The organism is Leadbettera azotonutricia ZAS-9 (assembly GCF_000214355.1).
GTDB lineage: Bacteria > Spirochaetota > Spirochaetia > Treponematales > Breznakiellaceae > Leadbettera > Leadbettera azotonutricia.
Genome location: NC_015577.1, coordinates 1,716,938 through 1,743,186, shown reverse-complemented (window position 1 = coordinate 1,743,186; position 26,249 = coordinate 1,716,938). Strand labels below are relative to the sequence as shown.

General features: G+C 52.7%; 23 protein-coding genes and 1 pseudogene. 9 read left to right on the top strand and 15 right to left on the bottom strand.

The features are described from left to right. Positions 1 to 5 precede the first annotated feature (5 nt). The 5 genes from TREAZ_RS18230 to melA all read right to left on the bottom strand — a co-directional run bounded on the left by TREAZ_RS18230 (position 6) and on the right by melA (position 4,766). Positions 6 to 161, bottom strand: coding sequence for a hypothetical protein (locus tag TREAZ_RS18230; protein WP_015711224.1), 156 nt, complete (start codon positions 159 to 161; stop codon positions 6 to 8). Positions 162 to 458: 297 nt separating this feature from the next. Next, positions 459 to 1,145 (bottom strand): hypothetical protein, encoded by a 687-nt coding sequence (locus tag TREAZ_RS07495; protein ID WP_015711223.1) that lies wholly within the window; start codon positions 1,143 to 1,145, stop codon positions 459 to 461. A 107-nt stretch (positions 1,146 to 1,252) separates the two neighbouring features. Then, positions 1,253 to 2,281, bottom strand: coding sequence for a uroporphyrinogen decarboxylase family protein (locus TREAZ_RS07490; RefSeq protein ID WP_015711222.1), 1,029 nt, complete (start codon positions 2,279 to 2,281; stop codon positions 1,253 to 1,255). Positions 2,282 to 2,294: 13 nt separating this feature from the next. Further along, the gene (locus tag TREAZ_RS07485; protein WP_015711221.1) at positions 2,295 to 3,428 is read right to left on the bottom strand and encodes a glycosyltransferase family 4 protein; all 1,134 of its coding nucleotides are present in this window, start codon (positions 3,426 to 3,428) and stop codon (positions 2,295 to 2,297) included. 3 nt (positions 3,429 to 3,431) lie between these two features. Beyond that, positions 3,432 to 4,766: an alpha-galactosidase gene (melA, locus tag TREAZ_RS07480; protein ID WP_015711220.1), complete on the bottom strand. Its 1,335-nt coding sequence runs from the start codon at positions 4,764 to 4,766 to the stop codon at positions 3,432 to 3,434. 219 nt (positions 4,767 to 4,985) lie between these two features. Here melA and nrdR point away from each other — a divergent pair, with 219 nt between their 5' ends. From nrdR to TREAZ_RS07460, 4 genes are read left to right on the top strand one after another with little or no spacing between them, the layout of a single operon-like run. After that, complete coding sequence (gene nrdR, locus TREAZ_RS07475; RefSeq protein WP_015711219.1) at positions 4,986 to 5,444, top strand: transcriptional regulator NrdR; 459 nt, start codon at positions 4,986 to 4,988, stop codon at positions 5,442 to 5,444. 5 nt (positions 5,445 to 5,449) lie between these two features. Beyond that, entirely contained in the window at positions 5,450 to 7,495 is a 2,046-nt protein-coding gene (locus tag TREAZ_RS07470) for a ribonucleoside triphosphate reductase (RefSeq protein WP_015711218.1), read from the top strand. Positions 7,496 to 7,510: 15 nt separating this feature from the next. Beyond that, positions 7,511 to 8,053, top strand: coding sequence for an anaerobic ribonucleoside-triphosphate reductase (nrdD, locus tag TREAZ_RS07465; RefSeq protein ID WP_043922982.1), 543 nt, complete (start codon positions 7,511 to 7,513; stop codon positions 8,051 to 8,053). A 1-nt stretch (position 8,054) separates the two neighbouring features. After that, a complete protein-coding gene (locus tag TREAZ_RS07460; protein WP_043922981.1) occupies positions 8,055 to 8,777 on the top strand; it encodes an anaerobic ribonucleoside-triphosphate reductase activating protein in 723 nt (240 codons plus the stop codon). 9 nt (positions 8,778 to 8,786) lie between these two features. On the opposite strand, the gene TREAZ_RS07455 is transcribed toward TREAZ_RS07460, so the two are convergent. After that, positions 8,787 to 9,638, bottom strand: coding sequence for an NAD-dependent epimerase/dehydratase family protein (locus tag TREAZ_RS07455; RefSeq protein WP_015711216.1), 852 nt, complete (start codon positions 9,636 to 9,638; stop codon positions 8,787 to 8,789). 126 nt (positions 9,639 to 9,764) lie between these two features. Here TREAZ_RS07455 and TREAZ_RS18350 point away from each other — a divergent pair, with 126 nt between their 5' ends. From TREAZ_RS18350 to priA, 4 genes and pseudogenes are all read left to right on the top strand, one after another. Next, complete coding sequence (locus TREAZ_RS18350) at positions 9,765 to 9,869, top strand: UPF0175 family protein (RefSeq protein WP_215904887.1); 105 nt, start codon at positions 9,765 to 9,767, stop codon at positions 9,867 to 9,869. Next, a pseudogene (locus TREAZ_RS18820) lies at positions 9,838 to 10,326 on the top strand (PIN domain-containing protein). The gene TREAZ_RS18350 and the pseudogene TREAZ_RS18820 overlap by 32 nt, the downstream one beginning before the upstream one ends. 57 nt (positions 10,327 to 10,383) lie before the next feature. Then, the gene (locus TREAZ_RS07445) at positions 10,384 to 10,947 is read left to right on the top strand and encodes a uracil-DNA glycosylase (protein WP_015711214.1); all 564 of its coding nucleotides are present in this window, start codon (positions 10,384 to 10,386) and stop codon (positions 10,945 to 10,947) included. Beyond that, positions 10,934 to 12,931 carry a replication restart helicase PriA gene (gene priA, locus TREAZ_RS07440; protein WP_015711213.1) on the top strand — a complete coding sequence of 666 codons (1,998 nt, stop codon included), beginning with the start codon at positions 10,934 to 10,936 and terminating at the stop codon, positions 12,929 to 12,931. The genes TREAZ_RS07445 and priA overlap by 14 nt, the downstream gene beginning before the upstream one ends. Before the next feature lie 34 nt (positions 12,932 to 12,965). Here priA and TREAZ_RS07435 read toward each other — a convergent pair whose 3' ends face one another. From TREAZ_RS07435 to TREAZ_RS07415, 5 genes are all read right to left on the bottom strand, one after another. Beyond that, positions 12,966 to 13,397 carry a GNAT family N-acetyltransferase gene (locus TREAZ_RS07435; protein ID WP_015711212.1) on the bottom strand — a complete coding sequence of 144 codons (432 nt, stop codon included), beginning with the start codon at positions 13,395 to 13,397 and terminating at the stop codon, positions 12,966 to 12,968. Further along, positions 13,387 to 14,709 carry a ribonuclease H-like domain-containing protein gene (locus TREAZ_RS07430; protein ID WP_015711211.1) on the bottom strand — a complete coding sequence of 441 codons (1,323 nt, stop codon included), beginning with the start codon at positions 14,707 to 14,709 and terminating at the stop codon, positions 13,387 to 13,389. Before TREAZ_RS07430 ends, TREAZ_RS07435 begins: the two co-directional genes overlap by 11 nt. A 45-nt stretch (positions 14,710 to 14,754) precedes the next feature. Beyond that, positions 14,755 to 15,999 (bottom strand): ATP-binding protein, encoded by a 1,245-nt coding sequence (locus TREAZ_RS07425; protein ID WP_015711210.1) that lies wholly within the window; start codon positions 15,997 to 15,999, stop codon positions 14,755 to 14,757. A 352-nt stretch (positions 16,000 to 16,351) separates the two neighbouring features. Then, positions 16,352 to 17,479 (bottom strand): SPOR domain-containing protein, encoded by a 1,128-nt coding sequence (locus tag TREAZ_RS17380; protein WP_015711208.1) that lies wholly within the window; start codon positions 17,477 to 17,479, stop codon positions 16,352 to 16,354. 31 nt (positions 17,480 to 17,510) lie between these two features. Continuing rightward, complete coding sequence (locus TREAZ_RS07415) at positions 17,511 to 19,811, bottom strand: DEAD/DEAH box helicase (protein WP_015711207.1); 2,301 nt, start codon at positions 19,809 to 19,811, stop codon at positions 17,511 to 17,513. 123 nt (positions 19,812 to 19,934) lie between these two features. Here TREAZ_RS07415 and TREAZ_RS07410 point away from each other — a divergent pair, with 123 nt between their 5' ends. Next, positions 19,935 to 21,206, top strand: coding sequence for a glucose-1-phosphate adenylyltransferase (locus tag TREAZ_RS07410; RefSeq protein ID WP_015711206.1), 1,272 nt, complete (start codon positions 19,935 to 19,937; stop codon positions 21,204 to 21,206). Here the strand turns inward: TREAZ_RS07410 and TREAZ_RS07405 are convergent. The 4 genes from TREAZ_RS07405 to TREAZ_RS17375 are packed head-to-tail and all read right to left on the bottom strand — an operon-like array spanning position 21,203 to position 26,236. Further along, positions 21,203 to 23,755 carry an ATP-dependent Clp protease ATP-binding subunit gene (locus TREAZ_RS07405; protein ID WP_015711205.1) on the bottom strand — a complete coding sequence of 851 codons (2,553 nt, stop codon included), beginning with the start codon at positions 23,753 to 23,755 and terminating at the stop codon, positions 21,203 to 21,205. The genes TREAZ_RS07410 and TREAZ_RS07405 overlap by 4 nt on opposite strands. Before the next feature lie 41 nt (positions 23,756 to 23,796). After that, entirely contained in the window at positions 23,797 to 24,255 is a 459-nt protein-coding gene (locus TREAZ_RS07400) for a DUF192 domain-containing protein (protein WP_015711204.1), read from the bottom strand. After that, positions 24,245 to 24,844, bottom strand: coding sequence for a hypothetical protein (locus tag TREAZ_RS07395; protein WP_148257747.1), 600 nt, complete (start codon positions 24,842 to 24,844; stop codon positions 24,245 to 24,247). The genes TREAZ_RS07400 and TREAZ_RS07395 overlap by 11 nt, the downstream gene beginning before the upstream one ends. 51 nt (positions 24,845 to 24,895) lie before the next feature. Continuing rightward, complete coding sequence (locus TREAZ_RS17375) at positions 24,896 to 26,236, bottom strand: SUMF1/EgtB/PvdO family nonheme iron enzyme (RefSeq protein WP_052297655.1); 1,341 nt, start codon at positions 26,234 to 26,236, stop codon at positions 24,896 to 24,898. Positions 26,237 to 26,249: the final 13 nt, after the last annotated feature.

The window sequence follows — 26,249 nt, the reverse complement described above, 5'->3', positions numbered from 1 at the left end:
TTGATTTAATGGCTGATGCTGACTGTTTTGACATAAACATCGACGCCTGAAAACATAATGCCCTCTATGGAAAAGTCGGTTCCCCGAAAAGTACCTCCCATATAGACAGGCTGTTCGGGCTTCTCGTCAAGGCGGGAGATATCCCGCCGTAATGCGTACATTTCATGGGAACAGGTTTTTCAATTGAGATTGAAGAATTGTTTCTTTGATTCAAAAGGGCAAGAGACCAATTGAATTGCACGCCGGTCTGGGCATGGACAGGCAGTGAAAGAATAACCAACATGCAAAAAATACCTAATTTGTTCATAAAATTATCTCCATGGCAAAGTTCATTGCCAAACAGGTTCCCAATAAAGGTAGGGCACCAGATCGGTTTCATACCATACCCAGGGGTTTCTCTCAGGTTTAGCGGTCTCCAAAAAGTCGGGATGCACTAGCTGCCACCCTCCGGTAGTATACTACCAGTAATATTTTTTCCGGTCCGCAATTGATACCAGGGGAGAATTAATTCCCCCGCTGGTATTTGATCCAGGGCTCAGGATCATATTCTTATTACCGAAGACCTCGGTAATAGTTGAAACTTCGCCGCTTATGTTTGCCCCGACAATTCTCCCCAGGACTTTCCCGGAAATTTCATCGTTCAGGGCGACGCATTTTTGGATAATATTGGGCGTGGACAAAAATGCAGCTATGCCGCCTCCTGCGCCAGATAAAGGATCGGATACAATTTTTGCGCTGCTCCAGCAGTTAACGATCCAGGCGCTGGAAGACATGCCGGCAATACCACCGGACATACTAATATTGCCCGACCCGGTGGATACTACGGAACTTTCTATAACACTGGTTTGCGGGGTATTGCCGCCGGGGGCAGAATAACAGTGCTTTATCGAGGCGTATGAATAATTGAGGCCCGCGATTCCGCCTGCCAAAGACCATGAAAGATCCGATTCGTTCATGTTTTCAGCATTAAGCTTGATAGCATATACCCTGCAGCAGAAAATATATCCGCCGTTATGTCCGCAAATGCCGCCAAGAAGGATTTGCATTGGCTCCGAAGACATATTATCCAAATGCGCTTTTATGCTTCCGGCTTCAAAGGAGCAGAATTCGATGATACCGGCATTATGGGCGGCAATGGCACCCACGACAAGACCGAAATGACCTTTACCGTATCCTCAATAAAATGCTCAGGAAGAACCAGCTCGAACAGCAGAGCAAATCGAACTTTTCCGCCCATTAGGATGCACAGGCTCTAATACTCCAGCGCCGATTTAAGCAGGGCAATAAAATGATCCTGGGGTATATATTCCGGAACGCTGTTGCCTGTGCCCAGGGCGTAGCCTCCCCTGCCCTCGGCGCGCTGGAGCATGGCCCTGCAGCGGGCGGTAATCTCTTCCTCGGATTTCTGAATCACGAAATCGACGCCTATGCCCCCAAGGATGGCGATGCGACCCTGCCACTTTTCGTAGGAATCCTCCACCGGAAGGATGGTGTCCTCGTAGGAGTGCTTGCCGTCGAAGCCCATGTACGCAATGGTGTCTTCCATTACTTCGCCGAAGTAACCGCAGGAATGGAGGGCTGCGGGTATATTGTGTTTGTGTGCCAGGTCAACATATTTTTTGTGCCAGGGGAAAACGTACTTCCGCATGTCCTCGGGGGCGAGGAAGGTCTGGGTCTTGAAGCCCCAATCGTCGTTGGACATGAGGAGGCCCACGGTATCGTACTGCAGGGCAATCTCGTAGTATTTGAGGAGCCGCTCCCCGACATGATCGAAAATTGCCTTGACCAGATCGGGGCTGTCATAGAGCATGAGGCAGAGGTTGTCGTACCCGGTGAGGGTGATGACATTCTCAAGCACCCCGCCGGGGCCCATGCACATGAGCTTCATGCCTTCGGGGAGAAAAGGGCGTATTTTTTCGAGCCGGGAGAAATCAAAATCCTCCGGTTCGGGCCATTTGTAGGATTCATAAGAGGCTTCGTCGGCAATGACAAAACCTTCGTTAAGGGATATGGTCTTTTTTTCCTGGCGGCGGTTGGAATCGAAAAAGAAATCGCTTCCGTGGGCAGTGGCATAATCGTAGCCTGCGGCCGCGTAAGCTTCCACCACGAGCTTCAGATTTTCCAGGGCAGGGTCCCCTGTTTTGGGAAGTTCCCTCCCGGCAAGCCTTTCGTAAAGGGGGCGGTTCATAAAAAGCTCGAAAAGGGTCGGCCGCGGGGGCTTCTCCTTTCTTAAAACCTTGTAGAGGTTTTCGATATCCGGTTTGCGGTCATGAAGTCTCACCTTGAACCTCCCGTCAATGCCCTGCAGTATCCTGAATAATCTGCAAAGTCTTCTCGGCGCAGCGATCCCAGGAAAAATTCTGAGCACGCTCCAGGCCAAGGCGCACGCTTTCGCGATAGATGTCGCGGTTGGTGGTCATGGTAACCATGCGGTCAGCCATATCCTCGACCAGCAAGGGATCAAAATAAAGGGCCGCGTGCTCGGCGGTTTCGGGAAGGGATGCTGCCCTGGCGCAGACCACAGGAACCCCTGACGCCATGGCTTCGAGGACGCCCATGCCGAAGCCTTCGTGCATGGAGGGCATGACTACCATGTCGGCGCCGGCGTAAAGTTCCGGGAGGCTTGACGAGGGGAAATGTCCGGTAAAAAATATGTCGTTCCGGTATTTGCTTTCTGACGCCGCTTTCTTAATCGCTTCGGCTCCGTGGCTGTCCGCGCCAGCAAGCACCAGCCTGTGGGGGTATTTGGTCCTTTCCTTGAAAATGCCAAAGGCTTTGATAAGGCGCACGTGGTTTTTAAGGGGATGCTCCAGGCGGGATGCATAGAGCACATAGGGCCGCCTGAAGCTGAAAGGCTGGATGAGGACTACGCTTTCCTCGCCCCTGGGGCGGGGATGAAAGGCAGCAAGATCAATGCCGTTGGGCACTACCTCGATGCGGGATTCCTTTACCCCCGCATGCTCCACAAGCTCCTCCTTGACCCACTGCGAAACCGCTATAATCCGGTCAAGATGGCGCAGCGAGTTGGGGAGCATCATGCGGATTACCACGTCAAGCTGCTGTCGGGTTTTGTGGGAACCCCACCAGGCTGCCATATCGTGGACAGCGCCGATGGAGGGGCATGGGGATTTATAGGGGAGCCTTTTATGGGCGGCAGGGAAAAAACAAGCATCCCAGCCTCGGCTCTGCACGAATTCGGGGTACTTGAAAATATGCCACAGTGAATTGGCGATCTTGCCATTCACCGAGCACCGGGGGATGAATTCCATATTCGGCGCCGCTTCGCTGTAGGCAAAACGGTCATAATCATAGCCGAAAAGCTCATAATTCGCCCCCGACGGAGGGATGCGTTTGAGGAGCTGTATCAGGTATGACCCAACTGCCGATTTCCCGCTGTCGCAGGCAAAGGTATCTACGCCTATCCTCATCCTTTATTTGCCAACCGTATAAGTTGAAAATTGGGGAAGGTAATCCTTGTTCCGGAGGAGCATCTTTTCGGTCATATCCTTGATTTCATGTATGCCCAGGACTGCCGAAGTCAGGGGATCGAATGCAATGGCCTGGTACACCTTGCGGGGATCCCCTGTGAGGGAGCCGTCCACTGCAAGCTCCTCGCAGATTGCCGAGGTATGCACCAGGGCCGCGAGCTGGTTGGGGAGCTTCCCCACCTTGATGGCCTCAAGCCCGTGGGGGGAAGCCAGCACCGGCACTTCCACGCAGGCATCCTGGGGGAGGTTGTCGATAAAACCCTTGTTCAGCACATTCCCGTTGAATTTGAAAAGGGTCTTGTCCCCGAAAACGGCATTGAATATATAGGCCGCGTATTCATGGCCCCGCTTCAGATCCACCTCGGGGTTCGCAAGCCATTCGTCCCAATCCTTCTTCCAGGTGCCCTTGCGGTTCTCGTATTCCTTGAGGATATAGGCATAGGCGCCGGGGTTCCACCCTGTGCCCGGGATGCAGAATTTCTCAATCAGGTCGGGCCGCTTGCGGAACCATGCGTTGTATTCCGAGTTGTGCCCCGAAGATTCGGTAGGATAGTAATCCAGGAGCAGGTACATCTCGTTCCGCACGATTTCCTCATTGTAGACTTTCGGGTCTTTCAGGGCTTCCCTGATCCTGGGGTAGGCGTCGACGCCCTTCCAGCGATAATCCAGGTAAAAAGCCTGGTGGTTGATGCCGGCGCAGGTAAAGCTGATGTCGCCAGGGTCGGCGCCTATCCACTTGGCAAGCATTTCCGCAGTCCCCTGCACGCTGTGGCAGAGGCCCGAAATCCTCAATTTGGGGAATTTGCTTTGCATGGCACGGCAAAGCATGGCCATGGGGTTGGTGTAGTTGAGGAAGGTTGCGTTGGGGCAGTACTTTTCAATGTCCTTGCAAATATCCAGCATCACCGGGATGGTGCGGAGGGCCCTGAATATGCCCGAAGGCCCCCGGGTGTCGCCCACGTTGATGTCCACCCCGAATTCCTTGGGGATTTCAATGTCATAGCGCCACACGTCCACGTCGCCGTTAAGTATGGTGCAAAGCACGCCGTCGGCCCCTGCGAGGGCCTCCGCCCTGCTCTTGGTGGAGACGACCTTGGCCGCATAGTTCCCGGCCTTTATGATCTTTTCCACTGCCCTGGTGATGTACGCCAGCCTCTCGTCATTGATGTCCATGAGTGCGATAGTGGCATCCTTGAAGGCGTCGAAAGAAAGGATATCCTTAACCAACCCCCTGGTGAAGCCGAAGCTCCCGGCGCCGATAAATGCGAATTTAGCCATATGTGCTCCTTGAGCTTGCAGTATAGCCTATATCTCGGGACAACGCCAGATGCCTAAAATAGCAGTCCCTTACGTTTTTTAATAATTTCATATGAAATTCGAAAATTCGGGCTTTTTCCTCTTGCGACACAATCTATAGCGTGTTATGCTGAAAGGGTTGAGAAAAACCCGCTATCTGTGCGGCGCTATATACCGATGATATATATGAGGTGACACTAGATGCGCTGCCCTCATTGCGGCAATTTTGACGACAAAGTGATAGAATCCAGGACCCTGGCCAATGGTGACGCCATACGGCGCCGCAGGGAATGCAATGCCTGCGGATACCGCTTTACCAGCTATGAACGCATAGAGGACAAGCAGTTCATGGTGGTAAAGAAGGACGGAAGGCGGGAGCCTTTTGACAGGCGCAAGATCGAGCGGGGCGTGGAACGGGCTGTGGAAAAGCGCCCGGTTTCGCCCATGGGCATCGAAAGCCTGGTCAACGAAATCGAGGATCAGGCTGCCATTTTGGGCAAAGTGAACCATGAGATAGACGCAGGGGTGATAGGCGACCTGGTTTTGGAGAAGCTTAGGGCTTTGGACAGGGTAGCCTACATTCGTTTTGCCTCGGTGTACCGGCATTTTGAAGATTTGGACGAATTTGTGCACGAAATACAGAAAATGGAGAAGGATTAGCAAAATTGATTAAGAATGTGGTGAAGCGATCAGGCGAAATCGAGGAGTATGACCGCGAAAAGATAAAAAACGCTATTGGCAAAGCCTTTGCTGCCGTGGGAAGCGTCAAGGCTGAGGAAAGGCAAGAGGCAATTACCTCCAGGGTGGAATTCCTCATCGAAGAGATGATGAGCGACCGCCATCCCCATTCGATCCCGGCTATCGAGGAGATCCAGGATCTGGTGGAAACAGCCCTTATCGAAGGCAAGGAAACAGCAGCCGCCAAAGCCTACATACTTTACCGTGCCAGGCACGAGGCCATGAGGGACGCCAAAAAACTCATGCTGGACATAGATTCCACCATGGACGGCTACCTCAAGCAGTCGGACTGGCGGGTCAACGAAAACGCCAACGTCAACTATTCCCTGGGGGGCCTCATACTCCACAATTCCGGGAGTATTACCGCCAATTACTGGCTCAAAAATATCTACCCCGAAGAAATTGCCTCTGCCCACAGGAACGCGGATTTCCATATCCACGACCTTTCCATGTTCTCGGGCTACTGCGCGGGCTGGTCCCTGCGGCAGCTCATCGCCGAGGGCCTCGGGGGCGTAGCGGACAAGATCACGAGCAAGCCTGCCAAACACCTCAGCACCCTGATGCAGCAGGCCGTGAATTTCCTGGGCTGCCTCCAGAACGAATGGGCCGGGGCGCAGGCTTTCTCCTCCTTCGACACCTATCTGGCGCCCTTTGTCAAAATTGATGATTTGAGCGACAAGGAGCTTACCCAGTGCCTCCAAAGCTTTGTCTTTGGCGTGAACACCCCGAGCCGCTGGGGGAGCCAGGCGCCCTTTACCAACATCACCCTGGACTGGATCTGCCCCGCGGACCTCAAGGACAAAAAAGCCGTGGTAGGGGGCAGGGAAACCGATTTTACCTACGGCGAATGCCAGGAAGAAATGAACCGGGTAAACCGCATCTTCATCGAGCTCATGCTTGCGGGCGACGCCGAAGGCCGGGGCTTCCAGTACCCCATACCCACCTATAATATCACTGCCGATTTTGACTGGGAGAGCGACAACGCCCGGCTCCTCTTTGAAATGACTTCCCGCTACGGCACCCCCTACTTCCAGAACTTCGTCAATTCCGACCTGGACCCTTCTGACGTGCGGAGCATGTGCTGCCGCCTCCAGCTTGACAAGCGGGAACTGCGGAAGCGCGGCGGCGGCCTTTTCGGTTCCGACGAACTCACCGGTTCCGTGGGGGTAGTTACCATCAACCTCCCTCGCATAGGCTTCCTTGCAAAAGACGAAAAAGATTTTTACCGCCGCCTTGAAAAGCTCATGGGCCTGGCGAAAGAAAGCCTCCTCATAAAACGCAAGGTGGTTTCCCGGCTTTTGGAAAACGGCCTCTTCCCCTATACCAAACGCTACCTTAAAAACCTTGACAGCCACTTCAACACCATCGGCCTTGTGGGCATGAACGAGTGCATCAAAAATTTCCTGAACCCCGATCTTACCATTGCGGACGAAAAGGGCCGCGATTTTGCCCTGGCAGTATTGCAATTTATGCGCAAAAAACTGGCAGACTTCCAGGAGGAGACCAGCGAGCTTTTCAACCTTGAAGCCACGCCGGCGGAGTCCACCTCGTACCGCCTTGCCAAACACGACAGGGAACAGTTCCCCCGCATCATCACTGCCGGTACCGATGAACCCTACTACACCAATTCCACCCAGCTTCCGGTTATGGAAACCGAAGATATTTTCGACGCACTGGATCTCCAGGAAAACCTCCAGGCTGCCTACACGGGGGGCACAGTTTTCCACACCTTCCTCGGCGAAGCTGTCGAGGACTGGCGCACCTGCCGGGACCTGGTAAAATCCATCGCCCACCGTTACCGCATCCCCTACTTCACCATATCGCCCACATTCTCGGTGTGCCCGGTTCACGGCTATTTAAAGGGCGAACATTTTTCATGCCCCAAGTGCAAGGCAGAAAAAGAAGCTGAAATCAAACAGCGTATAGCAAAGCTTGAGCAAGAACGGGAAGCAGCAATGCTTGCAAAGATATAAAGGAGCCGGAAAAAAATGAGATCTCTTGAGGCAATTGACAAGGATTTGGCGGCGGCGAGGGAGACCCTTACACATGTGGAAGGGACGCCGACGGAAGTGTACAGCCGTATCGTAGGTTATTACCGATCCGTACGGAACTGGAACAAGGGGAAGCGCGAAGAGTACGGAGAAAGAAAGCTTTACCGCATCAATGCCGGTGAACTGACTTACCTCTCTGCAGAAAAAGCTTCCCTTGGTTCCGGAAAAACCCAGCAGACCCATTCCCCGGTTTCCGCCGAACCGGCGGCGTCTGCTATTTCGGCAGGGGACGAAGCCAGGCTTCTCCTTTTTGTACGGACAAGCTGCCCTGCGTGTCCCCAGGCCAAAACAGCCGCCGGCCAATTGGGTATCCCAATTGACCTCGTGAACGCCGACACGGAAGACGGCATTGCCAGGGCGGCGGAACATCAGGTTTTCGCCACCCCCACGGCCATACTCTTTAGCCGCGAAGGCCGGGAACTCGAAAGGGCCTGGGACAGCCAGGGCATCGCGGCTTTGGACAGGCTGGTAGCGGTTTAAAATTAAAGTATCTCTGCGGAAAACGAGTCTTGTAGATTATCCGGGGAAAGTGGCTGGGGTTCTGTTTTTTCCGGGATGCAACTTGCGCTGCCCCTGGTGCCATAACAGGGAGCTTGTTGTCGGCGGAGAGGATGGGCTTATTGATATTGAAGAGGCCCTTGGCTTTATTTCAAAACGCAAACAGGTTTTGGGCGGCGTGGTTTTAAGCGGCGGGGAACCGCTGCTGTTTTATGGGCTGCCTCAAGTAATACGGAAAATTAAAAGCTTGGGGCTTGCGGTTAAAATTGACACTAATGGTACTAATCCTGCAGCGCTGGAAAAAATCTGCAGCGACGCTGAAACCAGGCCGGATTATATTGCACTGGATTTAAAACTTGCTCCTTCCCGTTATGCTGAATTGCTGGCTGAGGTAAACCCGCAAAGCACGCCTACCGTTTCTGAAAAACTCCTGCATGGCGCGGAATTTATCAAAAGTTCACAGATCCCCCATGAATACCGTACTTTGGCTTTGCCGAATAATTTTATCACTGCAAAGGATATAGAGGAGCTTGCCCCCCTGGTTGACGAAAGTCCCTGGTATTTCAGGTTGTTCAGGCCCGGGAACTGCCTTGATCCAGGATGGGATGCCATGGAAGTTCCGGGCATGGAAGAAGCAAACGCACTAGCTCATAAAGCAAAGGAACTGGGGAAAAAGGGTATCAGTCCAACAGGAGGAAGATACTGATTTGGATACTTATACTTTCGGTACATTATCCCGCCAGTGGTGCACCGGCTTCCATCCCAGGACTTTTTTTGCCTTTTCATTGCTCAACAAGGTATGGTACCCATCTACGGGACAGCGGATATCCGTTACTGTGGGGAATTCGGCTTTTAAAAGTTCTCCGGTGGTGATATCCATACTTGTTTCATCAGCTGCCAGATTCAGTTTTACCGAACCAAGGCCATCCTTCTCGATAGCAAGGCGGCAGGCTGTGGCGATATCCCGGGCGTCAATATAACTCCAGAGAATCATAAACCGTTCTTTGGGATTATGAATAAAATTGGGGAAATTAAGGTATTTCTCCTTGCTGATCACATTCCCGAGACGGAACGAGACGACCTGCATACCCTTGCGGCGGTACATTGTATCGGAAATAGCTTCACTGCAAATTTTGGAGAGGCTGTAGGCGTCTTCGGGAAGGATGGGATGTTCCTCGTCCATGGGAACGTAGGCCGGGGTCAGCCCCTTCCGAGTCGTTACCACCCCATAGATACACTCACTGGAGGCAATAACCGCCTTCTTGATGCCCCTGCCTGCCGCAGCTTCCAGAATATTATAAGCGGCCACGGTATTATTCCTGAAAGTAACATCATTGGGAAACATGTATGCCGCGGGAATAGCCGCTAAATGTATTACCGCATCCGCAGACTCCAATACATCGTAACATTCACCAAGATTATTCAGATCGGCAAACATAAAACGGGACAAGGGCTTCTCCGGTTTTTTAATGTCCGTACTGAGCACATCATAACCCTGCTCAACAAAATGCTGTACCACATAGGGACCCAATAAACCGGCCGCTCCGGTGATGGTAACTCTTTTCATCTGTCTTTTCTCCTTATCCGGTCGTATTGTATCATATCTGGCCGTATCCCTAAAAGAGTTAAGTTTGCGGGTCTGCTTGACAGGAGAAAGGATTGGGCTTTATCTTATAGGGTAAGGAGATAAAAGATGCAGCTTACCTTTCGTACCTTTCATGAGCTTCTCATTAAGTATGATGTTCCCATCATTACCATGACCGAGGATGATGTACGGATGGAAGTGGAGAATGCCTAAAAATACCTATGAAGGCCGGGTTATTATCTCAGACACGAGCTGCTTGATCAGCCTGACAAATATTGGATTGCTTGATGTATTGCAGCAAGTGTATCAGTCTGTTACCGTCACTCCGCAAATTGCCGCTGAATATGGAGAACTGTTGCCAAGCTGGATCACGGTCAAGGCTGTAGAGGATACCCAGAAAATAGCAGTTTACAACTAATACATAGACCTTGGGGAATCTAGTTCAATCGCCCTGGCCATGGAGACGGAAAATTCCCTGATTATTCTGGATGATTCCCATGCCCGGCAGTTTGCAATGAGCCTGGGGCTTGAAATCACCGGTACTTTGGGTGTCCTGATTCAAGCAAATAAAAAGGGGCTTATCCCTGATTTTCATTCAATGATTGTGAAGCTTAGAGCCAATGGGTTCCGTTTACCGCCAAACGCTATGTTCTTTAGTTATCATCCTTAAAAAAGCCAGGTTCGCAGGAACTTGACCCTCCTCCCCCTTTCCGGGGACAATTAAGGCATGACCTCAGAAGAAAAAACAGCCCTTGCGGGTTTTATCGATATTACAGGTGATTATCTCAGGGACGGCTATGCCCGGCTCAGGGAAGCTTATACATTTTCTGATGATACAAAAGGACAGAAAAGCGAAAACACTGCCCGTCCCCAGGTCATAATCATTGGCGAAGATTTGGAAAAGGATGAAGGCCCGGCAGGGCAGCTTCTGGACAAGATGCTTGCATCCATTGGGCTTTACCGGGACAAAAATTGCCTTGTTGCCGGTATCTCAGAGGGCGCTGATTTCCTTGATCGGCAAATTGAACGTTCAAAGCCCTTCTGCCTGCTCTGCGTGGGGGAAGCCGCAGTCCGGCATCTGCTCAAAACCGAAGAAGATATAAACAGCCTCCGGGGTAATTTTGACGAATACAAGAGCAGCGGCGGAGATGCTATACCTGTACTGCCCAGTTATCATCCCTCGGATATACTTAAAGACGAATCCTTGAAGCGTCCGGCCTGGGAAGATCTCAAAACATTGAAGGCAAAATTAAATACCCTGAACACGGGAGACGCTGATGGCGTCTCCTGAAAAAATGTACCTCGATCTTGTTTTTGACATTCCTTCTAATCAGGTTTTTACATACCGCCTTGACGGAGAAGACGCAAAGACCACAGAACAGGCCGCTCCCGGGAAACGCGCCATGGTCCCTTTCGGCAGGCGCGATACCCTGGGCTACATTATAGGCAGCCGAAATACAATGCCCGAAGGCATGAGCGAAAGCAGCCTCAAGGCTATACGCCGCGTGGTGGATGCGGAGCCGATTTTTGACGACCGGGATCTGGAGCTTGCAAAATGGATAGCAGGCTACTATTTCTGCGGTACGGGCCAGGCTCTGTCGGCGATGATCCCCTCAGGGAAGCGCACTGGCGACTACCCCACCATTGCAGGGTCCGAGGAGATCACCGAAACTGCTTTGGATCTTTCCGGTGAGCAGCAGAATGCCCTGGATGTGATTATTGCTCCCGGTGATGAAGCACCGCTTTTTTATTTGTACGGCATCACAGGATCGGGAAAGACAGAAGTTTTTCTCAGGGCTGCGGAATATATGATGAAACAGGGAAAATCAGTCATCTATCTGGTGCCCGAAATTTCCCTTACCCATCAGACAGCGGACGCCATAGGTAAACGTTTTGGTACTGCCGCGGCCACCATCCATTCGGGGATGACTCCTTCAAACCGTCTTACCGAATGGATGCGCATACGCAGCGGGGAAGCGCGGATTGTAGTGGGCCCCAGGAGCGCGGTTTTTGCACCGGTAAAAGATTTGGGCCTCATCATAATTGATGAAGAACAGGACGGTTCCTACAAATCGGGAAACACTCCCCGGTACCATGCCCGACAGGTCGCCATGAAGCGCTGTGCAACAGAAAGCGCAAGGCTCGTAATGGGGTCAGCCACCCCCTCGGCAGAAGCATGGAAGCTCATGGGAGACGGCGCCATTAAACGGCTCAATCTCACCCGGAGGCTTTCAGGGGGCAGCACGCCCGAAATAATCCCCGTGAGCCTTGAAAAAACCAATGGCTGCCTGACGGATGAATTAAAAGAAGAAATATTCAAAACAGCCCGCATGAAACGGCAGACCATCTTATTCCTCAACCGCAGGGGCTTTGCCTATTTCTATCACTGCAAATCCTGCGGGTATGAATTGACCTGCAAGCACTGTTCAGTATCCCTCACCTGGCACAAGAGCCGCGGCAGGGCTGTGTGCCATTACTGCGGCTATTCTGTGACGCCTCCCAATGCGTGCCCCCAGTGCGGTTCCCTTGAAGCGGGCTTTACCGGTTTCGGTACTGAAATGATCGAAGAAGAAGTAAAGCGCACGTTTCCCGATTTGCGCATAGCCAGGGCCGACGCCGACACAACGGTAAAAAAAGGGAGCCTCAAAGATACCCTCGACCGTTTCCGCGCAGGCGAAATCGACATACTCCTGGGAACCCAGATGGTTGCAAAGGGGCTTAACTTTCCCGGCGTGCGCCTGGTGGGTGTTGTGCTGGCGGACACGGGCCTCCACCTCCCGGACTTCAGGGCGGCGGAGCGGACTTTTTCTTTGGTGGTCCAGGTGGCGGGCCGCTCGGGCCGCTACTTCCCGGATGGCAAAGTCATAGTTCAAACACTGCGGCCCCAGGATCCGGCGATTGTCAAATCCTGCGCCCTTGATGTGGACGGCTTTTTTGAAGCCGAATTACAGCAGCGGGAAATGCTCGCCTTTCCGCCTTATACACGGCTCATACGTTTTACCCTGCGTTCCAAAGAAGCGGAACGCGCCGACAAGGCAGCCGCCCGTCTCGCCTCCATCGCCCTCCCCCTGCTCCCAAAAGGCGCAGACGCCCTGGGCCCTGCCGAATGTCCCCTGGGCATTATCTCGGGCAATCACCGCAGACAATTAATACTTAGGGGCAAATCCATGGGCAGCCTCCACGCCGCAGCAGGAACCATACTCAGCCGTTACGAAAAAGGAAAGGATGCAAAGGTCTATCTCGAAACCGATGTGGACCCGGTGAGTTTACTTTAAAAAACCGACGGCCATTTTTCATGCGTCCGTTGCCTTATTTATTCTCGTCATTCAAACTTTTATCCCTATACACAAGATCCTGCCGTACTATATACCCCATCTTTTCCCAGAAGCGGTTGCCGTTTTCATTTGAGCCGAAGGCGACCAGGGCTATTTTGTGTATTCCCTCGGCCTTCACAGCCCTCTCTACGGCTTTTACCAGGGCCCGGCCTATGCCGTGCTTCCGGTAATTTTCCCTGACCGCAGTATGGTAGATATACGCCCGGCGGCCGTCGTGGCCTGCGAGCAGTACTCCGGCCAATTCTTTTCCTTCCCTGGCAATGAAACAGGTGGAAGGATTCCGGTTTATAAATTTGCGGATGCCGGCTTCCGAATCATCAAGACTCCGCATACCCATACCGGCGGTTGAATTCCAAAGTTCAAAAACATCAGGATAATCATCCATGGCCATAACTTTAATTTCCATTAAGTACCTCCGGGTTCCCCAATTTTTTTAGCAGCCTTTCGCGGCGGCGGATAAATTCAGCCTTCATGCTTTCCCTGAGACATTCAAGGGACAGGGCGGCCTCGGTATGAATCAGGGCTTCCTGCAAATCGCATACCCGCCATTCGGCGTCCATTGCCAGAGTGCGGAGAGCCAAGAGTTTTATTTCGGCAGTGCCGGGATGAATATTTTTTAAAGAAATTAAACGCTTAAGAAGACGTTTTCCTTCTTTGAATTCGGCTTCTCTTAATAAATCCAAAGCCCTTGCAAACATTGCACGGGGAAGGCCCTCTTCCGAGGCCTTTAGCAATAATTCTTTTCCTGCGGATATTTCCGTTTCGTTTAAAAATGAAGTTCTCTTAAGAGCTGTTTCTCTCCAGCGCAGGCTTAAGGCTTCAAAATCAAAATTGAATTTTTCCCGTGTCCCAAGGGGGGATGCAGCGATTTCCGCAAGTGCAATTAAAATAGAAGCCAAGCCGCATATATCTTTTTTGTTATGCTCGCAAATATCAAGCAGAGCCTCTGTCTCTCCGGTTTTAAGAAAATTAAACCATATCTCGGGGGCTTCGGCGCCCGAGATATCCCCTGTACGATCCAGGCCGAGGATCTGCGTCTCAATGGTCGCCTGGGAACAATCGGGAAGGCGGGTTTTCCAGAGCCGCCGCGCAGGGTGGAGAAGATCTGCATGGAAAAAATCAGGGGCCATGACGCCGTTCATGAGGCAGCGGGTCTTTAAAATTTGAGAGTCAAAACTTTTGCCGTTATAGCTTACCACAACAGGCTCTCGGCGGGAGTTCCCGGCTGCCTCACCCGGAATCTTGAATTCCTTTAAGACAGCCTCAATAAAATCGGCTTCTCCGGGATAATCCAAAAGAAGGTACTGGGTTATTTCCAGTTTTTGTTTGCGGAACCGTCCAAAGGCGGCAAGGAAGGCAACAGTACCGGCACCGCCAGAAAGGCCCGTGGTTTCAAGATCGAAAAAGAGAAGATCCCCAGGGACGGGCATGGATTTGGACGCGCTGCAGCGGAAAAAATCCGGCACCAAGATAGCCAGGGCCTGAAGCAAAATTTCAGGCGCGTCAAAAGGCAGATCCGACTGCACAGTACGGCGCAAGGTTTTATAACCAGACTGATTCCAACCGGGCAGAATTGAATCGGGATCAGCGGCTTTTTCAGTACCGGAGGGAGACCTCGATCCTGACGAATCCCGACGGGAGTTCTCGGACGGGATTTTTTCTTCGTTTTTTTGGGCCGCCCTGATTCTGCCCAGCCTGGCGCGCAGATTCTGTCCCATGATATAGATGAATAATAACCCAATTATTGGCTTTATGGACAGACACTAAATAGATTTATACCAGCCCGGAACCACTTCAATCCGTTTCCCTTTTTCCAGTATCAGATCCCGTTGATCAAAGGTGATGACAAGCCCTTCGTCAAGTCCGAAAAATTCCATTGCCGCAAGAAGGCCTTTTATCTCCCTGTCCTGATTGTCCGCAGTCAATTCCCAACACACCTGTATGCATTGAGTTGGAGCAAGCCCATGAAGAGCATCCTGATCGAGCGGGGGCTTTCTCCTGGGATTTACGATAAAGTCGCACTGGTTATTATTTTTATCCGTAAAGTAATAAATATCCCGGCTTTTACTGCGCAAATTCAGAAACACAAAATTTTCAAGCAGGGCGCCGTGATTGGGAGTGAACGAAATACTTCCGGTTTGGATTATTCCTGGATCTGCAATATATATTTTTTTTGGGGCTAGGCTGCGGGCCTTGGCTGACCATGCAAAATGGGGAACCATATAGGTAAGGTATGCGGTTTCAAAATATGAAAAATATTCCAGCACTGTTGTTGCCGATTTGACTCCGGCAGCGGTCAGCAGCTTGCTTGGGGAAATCAGCTGGGCAGGATTGGATACAAGATACGCGTAGAGCTGCCTGAGGGAAGAAACATCCCGCAGTCCATACCGGGAGGCTATGTCCCGGTATAATATGTCCTGCTGAAGCTGAACAAGAATTTCCCGGTTATCCATTTTAAGGTATTCCGGAAAACCTCCTTTTTCCAGATAAATACCCAGCGAGGAAGCGCCGGCCTTCCTGCGGGTAAACCGGCAGAATTCGTTATACGAAAAGGGAAAAAGCTCTTTGCTTATATGCCGCCCGGTGAGCTTGCCCCCCAATTCGCCTCTTAAAAGAGACGCGTTTGAACAAGTAGTGACAAGCTGATAACCTTCGTCCAATTTCTGCCTGATATAGAGTTCCCAATTTTCGGCTGATTGAATTTCATCAAAAAACAGCAACCGTGAACCGGATTCTTTAATTGCCCGATCCAAAAGCGCAAAATCTCCCTGGGAAAAATTAACAAACCGCAGATCGTCAAAATTAAAATAAAAAAATGGTTTTTTTAACCTCTTTGCAAATTGATGAAGAATTGTACTTTTTCCGCAGCGGCGTATACCGCCCACGATGAGTGCATGATTTTTGATATTGGGAAGTTCAGGCAGCATATCCCGCAAAAGCCCAAAATTCCGCTTTTCCAATGCATCCTGCTGGGAGCCTGCCACTTCCTTAATTTCCGAATATTTCATGAGGCTAAGTATACTATAGCAATATAGTTTATTCCAGTCATAGTGGAATATTTATTTCATTTACAATGGAATAATAAATTGGCCCGGACTTCCCCTAAAATATGCTTGACGGGCCATAAAAATCAATAGATAAATTCGAGGCCGGAAAAGTTTACATCCTCAGACAACAAGGTAAGCATAATCCTCTCTCCGGGGAATCATACCTTCATAGTCACCTATCCTGAACAACGGGAATACCTGGGTATGATGGAGGCTTTTGCAGTCCCGACCACAATTACCCAGGAATTCCTCCCCGGTCACAGCTACCGCATTACCCTGCAAAAAATAAGCTTTAAAGCTGGCTGCGCTATTTCTATTCGTTCCTGATCCATACCTCATTAAAGCCGGTTTGACCTATACGGTCGATTAGGGCGGGGATGTCCTTGGCGCTGGTTCCCGGAACCACAACACGGTGATACTCCCCAAAAGGCTCTATATACGCGTTAAGCCCATTGCTGCGCATTTTCTGCACCATCCCTGCGGCAATGCTTGCGCTTTTATAAGATCCAACCTGCAAGCGGTAGGGCCTTGTGCTGGATGGATCGGGAATGCGGGGTATTACTTTTACCGATTCAACAGGATAGCTCATCACTGACTGCTGCGGGGCCGGCCTTGACGCCGGGGCTATAGGAGCTGCCTGGGTTGCAGGAGCTGCTACAGGCACGGGAGGCGCAGCAGGATACGCAACCGGCCTTGCAGCCGGTACCGGCGCGGCAGGCGCCGCTATTGGCGCAGAAGTCGCCGACGGCACTACCTGGGATCTGGGCGCCTCGAACGCTGCGGCTGCGGGATTTGGCTGGGATGCAATAGGCACAACCGGCCCAAGCGCAAGCGGGGAAGCGGGCGGAGGCAGGGACGCCGGAGCTGATACTGGTACCGGCGCGGCTGAAGCCGCAGGAGCCGTCGCAAGCCCGGAAGCTGCCACCGGTCCGGGGGGAAGAGATGCGCCTGGCGCAGGCTGCACTGCGGGCACAGGCGTGAATGCCGGGGCAGGCGTGGCACTTGGCACAGGCGTTGCGCCGCCTGACGCAGGCTGCGCAACAGGCCTGGGCTGCGGCGCGCTGCGGGGTTCAGGCAGAGCGGAGTCCCGGGGTTCCGGCGCCATGGTGAGTTCGCCCAGGGGGACATCTTTGTCTATTACTTCGATGCTCACCTCAACTATGCCGGTAATCGGCATCTCAAGGGCTTCGCCTACCCGGTGGGAAAGCTGGACCAATTTATTGGGGTTTTCCGGGATGCGGTTGTCAACCATAACGGTCACTTGCTTGCTGTTTTCCAAATTGGTAATCCGCAGCTGGGTGCCCAGAGGAAGATTTGCATGGCCGGCGCTCCAGGTTTCTGTACCAGGGGTATCCTGGACAGCAAGCCCGATTTCTATTTGCCCGAATGCGAAGGCAGCAAAGAAAAGCAAAAGCGCACAAGCAGAGATAAACTTTTTCATCAAATTACTCCTACATAGTATTTATTGCGTGCTAAGCACTAAGAGTTTTTAAAAACTCCAAAGACGCCGTCTTGTTCCCCCCAGGCCCTACACAGGAAGGGCAGCCCGATTTGCAAGGGCAATTTTCCGCTGCCCTGTAAGCCGATTTAAAAAGCTCCGTTGTCCTGTGGGAAAGGCTTTCCGCAAGCCCTGTTCCGCCGGGGTATTTATCGTAAATGTAAAGGGCAGGGATTCCAAAATGGGGGTCCCGTACCCGTTCTGCAATGCCTAAATCCCTTGGGTCGCAGAGGAGGAACACCGGGGCGATGTTTTTTATCAGTGTCCCTGTCCCTGAAAGGGCCGCCCCTGCCGCAGCCTCGTCAAAGCCATCAAGGACTTTCCCTCCCCTGCTTTCAGAATCAAAAAGAAGCATCAATGCACGGGTCTGCATCTCCTCTTCGGGGAGGTCTATTTGGCCATACCCTATATTCTCGTTGGTACGGAAGCGGATTTTCTTGAATTTCGCAACCTGGGATCGTACCAGCACATCCCCAAGCACCCCACGGGCAGTGTTTTCAGGATATTCAAAATTTGCATCCTCGGTAAGTACCTTGATATCTGTTTTTACCAGGCCATCGGTAAAATAATTTACCTCCGCCTCCCGTACCAGGCATTTCCTGTTTTCTATATCCAGCTTTTCTACCAGGTATTGATTGCCTCGGTGTATGTAAACCGCATTTTCAAAGATCAATTCTTTGGCGCTGGGCCTGTCCATTTCGCCAATGACCGTATTGCGTCCCTTGGTAACATCAATGATTACCACATTGTCCGCAGTTGCCGAACGGAGGCTTATGCCCTCGGCAGGGAAGGAGCGGTCGGCCCAATGCCATTTGCCTGATGTATGCCTGACTATGCCTTCTTCTTCAAGGAATTCCAATACAGGGACAGCTTCGTCAGAAGTGAATGAGTCTTCGCCGTTTTCCAAAAAATCGTCCCTAAAGGGAAGCTCAAATGCGGCGCACTTAATGTGATCCGCCAGTATATAGGGGTTGTCAGGATCGATGCGGGCTTCTTCCGCGTTCTTCCTGAAAAACCATTCGGGATCTTCCATGATGAATTGATCTATGGGCGAGGCGGAGGCAACAAAAACCGCTATAGAAGTTCCTCCCCGCCGTCCTGCCCTGCCCGACTGCTGCCAGAAGCTGCTAAACGAACCGGGGAAGCCGGCTACAACAGAAGCGTCCAGCCCTCCTATGTCTATGCCAAGTTCCAAAGCATTGGTGGACACCACACCCTGTATGGCGCCTTCCCTAAGGCCCCTTTCAATTTCGCGCCTTTCGTTGGGGAGGAGCCCTCCCCGGTATGCTTCAACTTTGATGCGGGAATTGTCGGTAAAAATGTTGGCCAGATCTTCGTTCACGTAGGAGGCGGCCACTTCGGTCTTTACGCGGGAATGGGCAAACAGTATGGTCTTGATGCCTGCCTTGAGAAAGGCCAGCATCCAGCGGCGGCTTTCGTCCACCACGCTTTTCCGTATGCCCTGGACAGAATCCACCAGGGGCGGGTTGTAGAGTATGATGCGCTTCTCTCCACGGGGGGCGCCGTTTTTGTCCACCAGGGCAACTTCCTCGCCTATAAGGGTCTGGGCCAGCTCTTTGGGATTCCCGATAGTGGCGGAGCAGAGTATGAACACAGGCCTGGAGCCGTAGAATGAGGCGATGCGTTTAAGCCGCCGTATGAGATCCGCCACATGGCTTCCCAGCACGCCCCGGTACGCGTGGGCTTCGTCTATAACAATGTATTTGAGGTTTGAAAAAAACTTTATCCATTTGGGGTGGTTTGGCAGTATGCCCGCATGGAGCATGTCGGGGTTGGAAATGATTATGCGCCCCGTGTCCCTGGCGGCGACCCTGAGGCTGTCGGGGGTATCCCCGTCGTAGGTGGAGACCTTGACCGGGATTGCATCTTCGCCCTGGGCGCCGACCAGTTCATTCAGTTCCGACTGCTGATCCTGGGAGAGGGCCTTTGTGGGGAAAAGATAGAGCGCCCTGGCTTTGTCGTCCCGCAGGAGGGCGTCCAGCACCGGAAGGTTATAGCAGAGGGTCTTTCCTGATGCCGTGGGGGTAACCACCACGGTATGGCGGCCTTTTTTGACGTTTGCCCAAACCTCGGCTTGGTGGGTGTAGATCCTGTCTATGCCCCGGGCTTTGCAGGCTTCCGCGATCCGGGGTTCCACATCCTGGGGAAAGGGGGCGAAGCTGCCTTCGGTCGCCTGGAGCAGGCGCTCCACCACGATATTTGGGGCAAAACTCGGGTCTTTCAGGATGTTTTCCAGAGCCTGGGGGCTATCCATTTCAGCATACTATCTTAATTTGGAAATAAATTCTACGCGCAGACAAAATCCTATCGACACAAATGAAATCATGGCATATACTATTGCGGTGGGGGGACATAGCAAGGCTTTGAGGAGGAGTTTATGTCCGAAGTCTTATCGATAGTATTGGGCGGCGGCAAGGGAACACGGTTATTCCCTTTGACCCAGGAGAGGGCAAAACCTGCGGTCCCCTTTGGGGGAAAGTACCGCCTGGTTGATATTCCTATATCCAACTGCATCAATGCGGACTTGCGGCAGATCTACATACTCACCCAATTCAACTCGGCTTCCCTCCATCTCCACCTCTCTCAAACCTACAACTTTGACACCTTCTCCAAGGGCTTCGTTGAAATCCTGGCGGCGGAGCAGACTTTTGAGCATACAGGCTGGTTCGAAGGGACTGCCGACGCGGTGCGCAAAAATTTTGTCCACTTCAGGACCCAGAACCCTTCCTACTACCTTATACTTTCGGGGGACCAGCTTTACCGCATGAACCTGAAAGATTTCCTCCAGAAGCACAAGGATTCGGGGGCCGACATCACCATCGCATGCACCACGGTAAGCCGCGAAGACGCGAGCCAGCTGGGCATACTCAAGGCCGACAAAAACAATATCATCACCGAGTTCCTTGAAAAACCGGGCCCCACAAAAGACATTTCCGATTTCAGGGCCCCCTCTGAACTCAAAAAAAACAAGGCCAAGGGGGGAGAATTCCTGGCCTCCATGGGCATCTATGTGTTTAACGCAGCCACCATGGAAGCAAGCCTTAACAACGAGCTTACCGATTTCGGCAAAGAGATCATCCCGGCGGCCATCAGCCGCCTCAAGGTGAACGCCTATGCTTTTGACGGGTATTGGGAAGACATAGGCACCATTCGCAATTTCTACGAGGCCAACCTGGAGCTGACCACCCTGAAGCCCCGCTTCGATTTTTATGATGAAAACCATCCCATCTACACCCACTCCCGCTGCCTGCCCCCTTCAAAGATGAATTTCAGCAATATGAACCAGTCCATAGCTGCCGAGGGCTGCATCATCACCAACGCGTCCATCACCAATTCCATAGTCGGGGTGCGTACCATAATCGAATCCGGATCGAGCCTCAACGGCGTGGTCTGCATGGGCGCGGACTTCTATGAATCGGATATACAGAAACTGCATAACGCCGAGGCACGGGTTCCCAATGTGGGCATAGGGCGGGGCACCATAGTCAAAAGGGCGATCATCGACAAGAACGCCTGCATAGGCGAGGGCTGCCGCATTGGGGTGGACGACATCGCCAGAAAAGATGGCAACTTCGGGAATTATTACGTTGTGGACGGGATCATCGTGATTCCCAAGAACGCAGTGCTTTACCCGGGAACAGTGATTTAAAGCGTTAGGCTTCCGGATTCTACAGGAAGTGCCTGGACAGTCAAAAGAATCTTCCCGTTTTCCCCCTCGGCTTTGAAAGATGTGCCTATGGGCAAACCCCCTTCCAGTATCTTAAGGGAAATAGGATCTTCCAGTTCCTTCTGAATTGCCCTGCGCAAGGGCCTTCCGCCGAATTTGGGATCCCAGCCTTTTTCTATGAGTATGGAACGGGCCGAGGGATCGACTTCGATTGCATAGCCCTGCTCTGCCATACGCTGGCCAAGTTCGTCAAGCTGCAGGCCGAGGATGGATTCAACCTGTTCCTTTTCCAGGGGATGGAAGACCACCACATCGTCAACACGGTTCAGGAATTCGGGGTTAAGGAAACGCTTGAGCTCGGAGAGCGCCTGGGATTCTATTTCCTGGAAGCTCATGAGGCCGCTCCCGGCGCCGAAGCCAAGGCGCGAATCTTTTGAAATTTCCCGTACCCCCGCGTTGCTGGTCATGATAATAACCGTGTTGCGGAAGCTTATGGTATGGCCCAGGTTGTCTTTAAGCTCGCCCTCTTCAAGTACCTGCAAAAGAAGGTTGAAAACATCCCGGTGGGCTTTTTCGATCTCGTCAAAAAGCACCACCCTATAGGGGTTGCGGCGTATTTTTTCCGTAAGCACCCCGCCCTCTTCATAGCCGATATAGCCCGGAGGCGCGCCGACAAGGCGGGAAGCATTGTGCTTCTCCATATAGTCCGACATATCTATGCGTACCAGGGATTCGGGGGTTTGAAAGAGATATTCTGAAAGCCGCTTTGCCAGGAGGGTCTTGCCGACGCCTGTAGGCCCCAAAAAGATAAAGGAACCCATGGGCCTGTGGGGGTTCGAGATCCCCACCCGTGAGCGCCGTATGGAAGAAGCAATGCGCTTTACTGCATCGTCCTGGCCAATAACCCCCCGGTGGAGTTCTTCTTCGATTTTAAGGAGACGCCGGGATTCCTGTTCTTCAAGATGGGTCAGGGGAATGCCGGTAATCTCAGCCACTATGCGCCTTATGTCAGCCTCGTCTACTTTGAGCTTTTCTGCCCTGGTGCTCTGCTCCCAGGCGACCTTCATGGTTTCGAGCCGGCCCCGGAGGCCCCTCACCTTGTCCCTGAGTTCAGCTGCGCCTTCGTAATCCTGGGCTGTCACCATGAATACCTTTTCATCGGTGAGCTTCCGTATCTCGTCTTCGAGGCCCGAAATTTCCGGCGGGATAACGGGAGGGGCGAGCTTCTTCATGGCCCCTGCCTCGTCCAATATGTCGATGGCTTTGTCGGGCATAAAGCGGCCAGTGATATAGCGCTGGGCAAGCCGGGCCGCAGCGTCCACTGCCTCGGGGGTATAGGTCACCCCGTGATGCTCTTCGTAGTGTTTCTTAATGCCTTCGAGTATTTCGATGGTTTCGTCCAGGCTGGGCTCTTCCACCAGTATGGATTGGAAACGGCGTTCCAGGGCAGCGTCTTTCTCGAAATGCTTGCGGTATTCGGCCAGGGTGGTTGCGCCTATGCACTGGATCTCGCCCCGGGAAAGACCGGGCTTGAGCATATTGGACGCATCGATGGTCCCTTCCGCCCCCCCTGCCCCTATCACTGTGTGGATCTCGTCGATAAAAAGGATGACATTCTTGGCCTGGCCTATCTCCCTCATGATCTTCTTGAGGCGTTCTTCGAATTCGCCCCGGTACTTGGTTCCGGCTATAATGGAACCCATGTCCAGGGAAAGTATCCTTTTCCCCGCCAGTGCCTGGGGAACCATGTTCCCCGCAAAGAGCTGGGCAAGGCCCTCCACGATGGCGGTCTTCCCCACTCCGGGTTCACCTACCAGCACCGGATTATTCTTGCTGCGCCGGGCCAAAATGCGCAGAGCCCTGGAAACTTCCTTTTGGCGCCCCACCATGGGATCGAGCTTGCCTGCCCGGGCCAACGCGGTAAGATCCCGGCTGAATTCATCCAGGGTCGGGGTCAGCACCGGGTAAGAGGCAGTCCTAATCCGGGGATTGTCCCTGCCCTCTTCCCTGCGCGCGTAAAAAGGATGCTCATGGCCATACGATGACCGCGAAGCCTCCCTGGAAATATCCTGGGCATTGGGAAAATTCCCCCGGTTCGAAAAAGTGGTCTGGGCTATTACCCGCAGGAATTCCAGCTCCACATCAAGCTGATGGAGAAAAGCATGCACAAGGGAATCTTTTTCCCTCAGGGCCGCAAAAAGTATATGCTCTGTGCCTATATAATCAGTGCCAAGTATCCTGGCTTCGTCGGTGGCTGTGTCAAGGAGAATTTTAGTGCGTTTGGAAGGCGGCACATCCCCGCGCACCATTATGGACGAAGAACGGGACAGGGTGGTTTCCAGGGCCCGGATGAATTCCACAGAGTCCACCTTGGCGGTCTGAAGAATCTTGCAGGCAGTCCCGGCCCCGTCTTTTAAAAGGGCGATGATCACATGCTCAGGCAGAAGCTCATCCGCGCCGGAATGGCGGGCTTCTTCCTGGGCATCAATGGAAATTATCCTCTGCACTCTCTGGGTCAAACCTTTAAACACCTCGGACTCCTTGAACCTGCGGTGGAGGTTCCCTTATACAATCATAATTTCAATTTATCCCCAGGGGCAAGACCTGCCCGGGCAAACCAGCCCTGGGGCGCCTCAAGGGCATAGCGGGCAGAACGGCTGGAACGGACCGCGTTGAGGTTCCGGGGCTCCATGTCCCGGATTTCGATGATCCTGCCGTCGGCGGAAACGAAGGCTATGGAAAGGGGTATGAGGGTGTCCTTCATCCAGAAAGAAAGGACCTGATCCCGCTCAAAAATGAAGAGCATGCCTTCGCCGTCTTTCAATTCCTTGCGGAACATGAGCCCCCTGCTCCGTTCCTCGTCGCTGCGGGCAATTTCAATGGTCATTGCCACTTGCCCGCCTGCCCCTTCGATGGTGAGATCCCGCTTTTCAAATTTAATATTCCCCTGGGCTGAACAGCCTGTGGTTATAGAAACCGCTATTAAGGCAAGCAAGCACAAGCGGACATAAAAACGGGATTTAAAAATCATTGAGAAACTCCTGGCGCAGGAAAAGCTGACGGGATTCCAATGCTTTGGATTCGTCTATGAGGCCATTAAAGACCGCCTTGTCTATGTACTTTACCGTCAAGGGCCGTTCAATGGACACCCTGGTTTCATCGTTTTCCCACACTGTCTCGGAGGGGCTCAGGGCGGAAGGTTCGCCGTACTTTTTCACAAAGGAGGTAAAGACCGAATAATGATCCACCAGGCGGGTGTCCAGGGCAAAGGCCATGATAAAGGACTTGCCGTCCACCAGCTGGAAAAAGGCCCGCCTGATAAAGGACAGGCCCGTGGTCTCGATGAGGGTCTGTTCCCTCACCGGGAGGAAGGACACATCCCGGTCGCCCCTAAAGGTAAAGAGGCTGTCTTTCTGCAGGGCAGCCTTAAGATCGTCCAGCCCCATCCCCAGGGAAAGCTCCCGGTATGTCCGGGGCAAAGGCTCGGGGGTTTCCGGCGCAAGGTGCGGCTTTTGCGGTTCCTGAATTATGACATCGAAGGTTTCCTGGGCCGAAACAGGGCATAAAAAGGCTATCAACAAGAGCCCTAAAAAAAGGGGGGATTTCAGAGTTTTCATCATTTTATTATCGGCTTTTAAAAAACTTTGCAAAGCGGGGAATGAAGTCCGCCCTTACGGCGTCTGCCTGACTATGCGGAAGCCCAGCTGATCCAGGCGGAAGGAAGGCTCGCCGTAAAAGCGGACAGCCGAACGCTGGTCGCTGCCGCCGTCGCTGTAACTGCCGCCACGGGCTATCCGGCCCCTTCTGCCTCCTGATGCGCCGTGGGGATCGGTTTGGGGCGCGGTATTATAATCCGCATACCAGTCCCAGCACCATTCGGTTACATTCCCGTGCATATCGTACAATCCCCAGGGATTAGGCGGATAGGAGCCTACGGGCATGGTGGTGCGCATATAGCTTCCCCTGGCATTATTATTATAGGGATAATATCCGTTGTAATTGGCCTCGTGGGTGGTAATATTGTCCCCCGTGCTGAAGGGGCCTGTGGTCCCTGCCCGGCAGGCGTATTCCCATTCCGCTTCCGTGGGCAGACGGTAACCTGGGGCTTTTGCATTCCAGGCAATCAGATCTCCCGAACGGGTGTAGACAGGGGTCAGTTTTTCCAGCTCGCTCAGGCGGTTGCAGAAGTCTATCGCGTCGTCCCAGCTCACCTTCTCCACGGGCAGATTCTTTCCTTTGGCATAGCTTGGGTTGACACCCATGACGCCCTCGTATTCTTCCTGGCTTACCTCGTGGCGCTTCAATAAAAACGGGCTTATGGCAATCTGATGGAGAACTTCGTCATCCTGCCTGGAAGCCTCGGACTCGGGACTGCCCATCATGAAAACGCCGCCGGGGATTCTGACAAAATCGCCCGAAACAGCTTGGGGCGGGGAAGCAGGAACTGCGGCTGCAGTTTTTGCCGGAGGCGCGACTGCAGGCGAGGCTTGTGCCCCGGATGACGCCAGGCTTTCCAAACCCCCGGCCAGATGCACTGTTTCCATGGTCGCTGTTTTCCGCGCGGCGCTCTCCACATTGAGGGTATACATTCTGAACCGGTAATTATTCCCTATGCTGGTGAGGGAACCGGTGATTATATTCTCGGCCCCAAGTTTTTTCCCTATAGACTGGGCGGATTCATCGCTCACTTCACCGGACAATTGAAAGTCCATTTCGCCGCGGATCAGCTCAAGGTTGCCGCGGTCAACCACAACCAGCTTTCCATCGCGTATCAGGCGTCCCATTAATTCTTCGATAACATAGTCCGAGAGCTCCGGGGCAGGGGAACCGAAATTAATGACCGCCACCACGGTCCCTTCGGGAAGGGTGCTGCCGATAGTGTGGGCGGCGATTTCTATGGCCTTGTCCAAGGAGATCGCGGAATCCAGGCTGCCTGCCTGGCCCGCGGTTTTGCACCCGGAAAGGGCGGAAAAAAGGACGAGAAAAACAAAAAGCAAGGGCAAATTTTTCATCTCCCTTGTCCCG